This window comes from Aquiflexum sp., assembly GCF_977115555.1.
Genome location: NZ_CDSBKL010000249.1, coordinates 1 through 6,228, shown reverse-complemented (window position 1 = coordinate 6,228; position 6,228 = coordinate 1). Strand labels below are relative to the sequence as shown.

Genomic DNA, 6,228 nt, shown 5'->3' with positions numbered 1-6,228 from the left:
TGATCAAAAAGACAAACAAAATAGTCAAAGAGACCCTTCGTGCCTCAGGGTGACGGAACCCGAAAACTTGACAGCCTGTATGTTTAAATTAAGTAAAGCCGAGAGGTTAATGTAAATTTAAGTATCAAATAAATCTTACACTAAACCTCAAGGCTTATGGAAACGCTTCAATTTACGAAAAATCCTGATTTTACAGGAGAAAGGATCTATGTAGGTATTGATGTTCACAAGAAACAGTGGACCGTCACTGTGATGACCGAGCATCTGGAACACAAGACCTTTGTTCAGCCCCCGGAGGGGGAGACTCTTGGGAAATATTTAAAAAAGCATTTCCCCGGAGGTACTTATATGAGTGTATATGAAGCAGGTTTCTGCGGTTTTTCGGTTCATTACGAGCTTGTTTCAGAAGGGATTGAAAATATAGTCATTAATCCCGCAGATGTCCCTACTACCAATAAAGAGCGTAAGGGGAAGCGTGACGGGGTTGACAGCAGAAAACTGTGCAGGGGCCTGCGTCAGGGAGTACTCAGAGGGATCCATATTCCGGGAAAATGCGAGCAGGAAGAGAAAGAATCAATGCGTCTGCGGAAAAAACTGATTGGAGAGATCAACAGGTACAAAAACAGAATCAAAGGGAAGCTACATCTCCATGGGATAAGGATTCCGGAAGAACAGTTTGTCGGATCAGAGAGTTGGTCGAAAAGTTTCATGGGATGGCTTGATAGCGTAGAACTGGATTCGGAGGTGGGTACATTCGGTTTCCGTATATTGATAGAGCAGCTCAGGAACACGGTTTCGGTAAAGAAGAAGCTTGAGAAGGAATTGGTGAGATTGCTGTCAGAAGAATACAGCGAGGAGTTGAAGATCATCAGGTCAGTACCGGGGATTGGGCTGACAGCAGGATTGGTTTTCCTTAGCGAACTCGGGGATACATCAAGATTCCATACAGCAGACAGTTTATGTTGTTTTGTGGGACTGGTGCCCAATACCTACGGTAGCGGTGAGAAGGAGCACAGCGGAAGGATGACAGGCAGGAAAAACATTCATGTGCAGACAGTTTTGGTACAGTGTGCCTGGACTGCTGCGAGAGCTGACCCGTCATTGGCAAAAAGCTATGAGGACTGGAGAAAAAGGATGGGTGCGAACAAAGCGATTATAAGGGTAGCCAGAAAGTTACTGCTAAGGATAAGGCATATTTTGTTGAACAAAGAACCATACCGGATAATGGCAGATTAAAAGATAGATAAAAACAATTGCCTGCCTTTAGGACCAAAAAATTGGTGGACCGAATTTGTCGAGTTGCAGCAGGGGCAACCATGACTGCTCAAGACAGCCTACGGCCACCATCCTTACAAAATAAAACAGAAATGTAGCGGTAAATCAAATTACCGACTACTTATAGAAGCATGTTTGAAAGGGTTGGCAAGCGTTGAGTTTTCCAAGGCATAGGCTCTTGGAATGGTAGCCAAAAAAGGGCCAGATAAAAACCGGCCCCTGACCATTCCAGTCGATCAGACTATTCCTGACAGGTTGCTCTCCAGCAGAGCCCGGTTCCGCTTTGTCTGATACTAACCAATTTAGATAGAAAAGAAGAAATATTAACCGATTTGCTAGGAATTTAACATAGAAACTTGATAACGCGAAGCTGACAACCCGACAACCCGAAACAGACAACCAGACAACGCGAAGCTGACAACATTTACTCCCCCTTCTTAAACCCCATACTCACTGAATTGATGCAGTAGCGGATGCCTCCTTGGTCTTTTGGGCCGTCGGGGAAACGGTGGCCGAGGTGCCCGCCGCAGTTGCCACAGAGAATCTCTTCGCGGATCATGCCATGAGTGTAGTCCATGTGTACGTCGATGGCCTCAGGCCGGACAGGTTTGGTAAAAGACGGCCAACCACAGCCGCTGTCATACTTGGCGGAAGAATGAAAAATTTCATTGCCACAGGCCCGGCATTCGTAGATGCCTGTATCCTTGTTGAGGTAATATTGTCCTGTGAAGGCACGTTCAGTTCCTTTTTCTCTCAGCACTCTATAAGCTTCAGGATCAAGTTCCTGCTTCCATTCGTTTTCTGACTTGGCGATGGGGTAGGGTTTGGAGGGTTTGGATTTCATAGGAATCTTAAATTTAGTTGTCAAGTTGTCTAGTTTTCAGGTTGTCAACTTGTTGCTAAGAAGTTTAGGTTTTCCAGTTTTTCTCAACGTAATCCAAAAATTTAAATATCATGATACCTAATAAATCATATTCTTGAATTAAAGTTTCACCTTCACTTTCAAATTGTGGATACAGGGACTTAATTTTAATTAAGTGGTTGCGGCATTCCAAGGTACTAGCATGGGAATAGGCCAAAAATTTAATAAAATCCTGCTTGTACCTTTTTCTCCCATAGCCTTCCACAATGTTTGAATTAATGGAGTCAAAGGAGCGTCTCAACTGACTTCCCAGCTCATACTTTTCATAATTTGGTAAATTTAAACTGAACTTGTGTGTCCTAAGGAACAAATCCATTGACTTGTTATAAATTTCTAAGTCTTGATAACTTTTCATTTCACTTTCAAAAATGGTTAAACAGGAATTGTAATTTTTAATTTTAAAGTACCAGGTTCTTTATTGGAGATGGAGAAGGACAGACTTAAGATAATAAATTTACCTGTTTGGACACACCTGATTACAAAGACAACGCACAGCAAACAACCTGATAACGCGCAGCAGACAACCTGAAAACGCGTAGCAGACAACCCGACAACACGCAGCAGAAAACCCGACAACGACGACTACGCAGACCTGACAACTGGACAGCCCGATAACTTGACAACGCGCAGCAGACAACCACTACAACAATTACAACCCCTAAAATAAATTCCCTACCTACGGCCTCATCACCAACTTCCTCCCGCCTCCTTTAATCACCTCCTCATTCATCAGCATCGGTCTATATTTTCCGGTGGCGTATAGGACGGCTTGGTCGGCGTAGTGGGGACTGAAAAGGTTACCGCTTTGGCCTGTAGGCAAGATTGATTCGGAAGCTTCCACATCAGCGAAGTCCAGAACGATTCGCATAGCGGGTCCTGAATTAACTTTATAAATCCCATCAGGATTAAGGGTAAAAGGAAGCTTGTTGACTGATTCCTCATTGGCGGTGACGGCAGGTGCTTTGACATTGAAGATCTTGTCCAAAGGTTTTTTGGCACCAAGAGGGTGGGGGTGTTCAAGGATGACGACTTTTTCCCAATGCCATTTTTCACTGTCGGTGCCCAATTGCTCGCTGAGTTCTGAGATGGTTTTTCCCAAGGCGATTTTGACGATGTCGGCCTTGCTTTCTTTTGCTTCGGTTTTATTGTTGTCCCACCATGGTGAGTCATCAGTACGGATCAAAGTGGGTACACTTCGGATATACATGAAGGTCTTGATGAAGTTTTGGAAGTCATCCTCACCCAACTCATCAGCCATCATGCCATGGAGGGTATGGTAAAGCCATTTGTAGTAGAAAGTCGGTGCTATGGATTGTTGGTCATGGTTACCGTTCCAAGTTTCCATGGCCTGAAGTACGGGTTCAAAACCCTTGAATGCGGATGGGTCTGTGACCGCCAACATGCTTTTGGCATTGATGGGGTGGTTTTCATTGATGGCTTCCAATTGGAGGGTTTTGATACTTTCCTGCGTCCAATCGTTTCTTGCCGTGACGGTTTTGGAGATTCTGTCCCATCGGTCTCCAGGATAATAATAGCCAGGAAAGAAAGTCCCGTTGGACAAGGTATCCGGTTGGTTGTTGGCCGATGCCACAAAACCTGAAGCAGGATTGATACTCATGGGGTTTTCCTCAAATGGCATCCAACCTGTGGGCTCGTCGGCGGGGTTGCTGCCATCCAAGAAGAGCTTGCTGTTGACATGTGAGGGCCTGATAGGCAGTTTTGCTGTTGCCCACCAAGCAATGTTTCCGGCCTTGTCTCCATACATCACGTTGAGTCCCGGGGCGTGAATCAGTCGGACGGCACCTTCAGTTTCTTGTATGTCTTTGGCCCTTGCCATCTTCCATGTCGCTTCGATGGCGTTTGTAGGTTCGAGCACGTAAACCCACCAAGAAGCAACCGGATTTTGAGTCAGTTTGCCGATTTCGGGAAGGACTTCATTCAGGATAGGCCCATGGATGGATTCTTTGATTTCAAAAATAACGGACTCCCCATCTTTGACATGTATGGTTTCTGTTCTGGACTTCATTGGTCTGAATTCATCTCCGTAAATGGTTTCGTTCGGGTTGTCGGGATTGAGTTTTTCTTCGAAAAAATCCTGGTCGTCATTTTCAAACATTGTCAAACCAATACTGTGGTGTCTTGTATGGCCCACCAAACCAAAAGGCATACCTGCAAGATGGTTGCCGTAATAGCTGAATCCCGGATATTCCAGATGCGCTTCATACCAAACAGATGGCTGAGCAAAACCGATATGGGTATCGTTGCAGAAAAGCACTTCTCCCGAAGCGGTTCTGCTTCCTGAAATCACCCAAGAGTTGCTGCCTTCCAATAAGGGTACCGGCAACTTTTCCAACATGGCCGAAAGGGAATTTTCTAGTACAATGGATGAATTGATGGAATCACGCTTGGGGTAATTGTTGGGGATGACATGGTGTTCGGGCAAAGTATGGACGGAAACCATTTTCATATATTCAGGCCCCAAGGTACGGGCCATTTTGGTGACCAAAGGATCTGTTTTCATCGCCATCGCAAAAGTGAAGGACATGTACCCTGTGATGGCGTGGATGTCATTGATGGTAAATTCTCTTGGTTCTGAGCCCAAAAGGGTATATTCTATGGGGAGATTTCCATTTTGGATAAAATGGTTTACACCTTCGATATAGGCTTCAGTGGCTGATTTCCATTCAGAATTATCCGCCTTGTTCCACTCCTCGGTACTCCAGGCGGCATGTTTGGGAATACCCAAAGTCCTGAAAAATTTATCAATTTCTACCAAATCGGTACCCAAGAGTTCAGCCAAAGTCCCTGTGCCTACGCGGCGCATCATTTCCATTTGGAAAAGTCTGTCCTGTGCATGGACATAACCCAAAGTCCTGTACGCATCCTCAGCATTATCTGCGTAGATATGGGGAATACCAAAATCATCAAAGTAAACTTCAGCTTCGTCAGACATGGAAGGTATGTTGACCTCACCCCTATATTTCGGTTTGAAGTTGAGTTTGACTGCCTCGTATCCAATAAATAGCAAAAGAAAAAGCACAAAAAGTGCAATGATAAATTTTTTCATAAGGTTAATTTGGGTGGGATAAAGTAAAAGGTAAATAATTTAGGGAATTTACACTATTTGCATTTTGTCAACCAAGTCATGGAAGTATTTTTTTGACCAAATATCAATGACTTGAGGTTCTTTTATAAACCTGACTATATCTGCTTTTGCAATTTTCAAATCTACTTCTTCAATTCTTTGATGGATCAGTTGTTTGAATTCATAAATGGAAAGCGTTTCATTTTTTAAGTCCCCGCTGTCCATAGCTCTTAAAATAAAATGGTTAAGATGAACTGATAATCCTTTTTTGATATACCATTCGAAATCATACCAATCCCTTCCTTTGACATTGTTTTTCCATTTTCTAAACAGCAAGGCATGCATTTTTCCTGCAAAAAGATCTTGAATTGAAAGGCATTTCACATAAAATGAAAATGGTCTCAACAAAAGATTTTCTTCTGTAGAAAACCCCAATGGAGGTTTGGTATCCACTTCAATTTTCACTTTAATATTTGGCTTTTGATCTAATCCCAAACCCGAAACTGCCGCTTCAAGAATCAATTCTTTCCAGATAGTTTCAGATTTTAAAAATGCAGATTCAATATTGGTTTGAGTGGACTTTTCTTTTTCTTTGATTGATACTTTGATGCCTAAGGAGGAGAACTCATTTTCAACCGCATTGAGGTAATTGGCTAAAGAAAAATCTTCATGAGAATCCAATAATGTAAAATCCAGGTCTTCAGAAAACCTGTCAAGTCCATGAAAAATCCTGAGTGCTGTTCCTCCATAAAAAGCACCCTTTTCAAAAAACGATGACCTATATAATCCCGCAAGCGTAATTTCCTGCATGATTTCCCTGAAAGCCTGATTCAATTCTTCTTTGTTTTTGGGCCGATATAGTTCAATCCATTCTTTGATCATAAATTTTCTAAGGTTTTTACAAGTAGTTTTACAGTTTCTTTTTTTGGACAAGATGGGATCCAAT

The 6,228-nt window shown here is 43.0% G+C and carries 5 protein-coding genes; 1 reads left to right on the top strand and 4 read right to left on the bottom strand.

The window, feature by feature from the left end; all coding sequences use genetic code 11:
* Positions 1 to 156 precede the first annotated feature (156 nt).
* Positions 157 to 1,236: an IS110 family RNA-guided transposase gene (locus ACZFYI_RS13990; protein WP_462524748.1), complete on the top strand. Its 1,080-nt coding sequence runs from the start codon at positions 157 to 159 to the stop codon at positions 1,234 to 1,236.
* A gap of 463 nt (positions 1,237 to 1,699) precedes the next feature.
* On the opposite strand, the gene msrB is transcribed toward ACZFYI_RS13990, so the two are convergent.
* From msrB to ACZFYI_RS13970, 4 genes are all read right to left on the bottom strand, one after another.
* Entirely contained in the window at positions 1,700 to 2,119 is a 420-nt protein-coding gene (gene msrB / locus ACZFYI_RS13985; protein WP_462524747.1) for a peptide-methionine (R)-S-oxide reductase MsrB, read from the bottom strand.
* Between the two features lie 64 nt (positions 2,120 to 2,183).
* Complete coding sequence (locus ACZFYI_RS13980) at positions 2,184 to 2,552, bottom strand: four helix bundle protein (RefSeq protein ID WP_462524746.1); 369 nt, start codon at positions 2,550 to 2,552, stop codon at positions 2,184 to 2,186.
* Positions 2,553 to 2,873: 321 nt separating this feature from the next.
* Entirely contained in the window at positions 2,874 to 5,264 is a 2,391-nt protein-coding gene (locus ACZFYI_RS13975) for a penicillin acylase family protein (RefSeq protein ID WP_462524745.1), read from the bottom strand.
* A gap of 48 nt (positions 5,265 to 5,312) precedes the next feature.
* On the bottom strand, positions 5,313 to 6,228 hold a 916-nt coding region (locus tag ACZFYI_RS13970), incomplete at its 5' end, for a nucleotidyl transferase AbiEii/AbiGii toxin family protein (protein WP_462524744.1).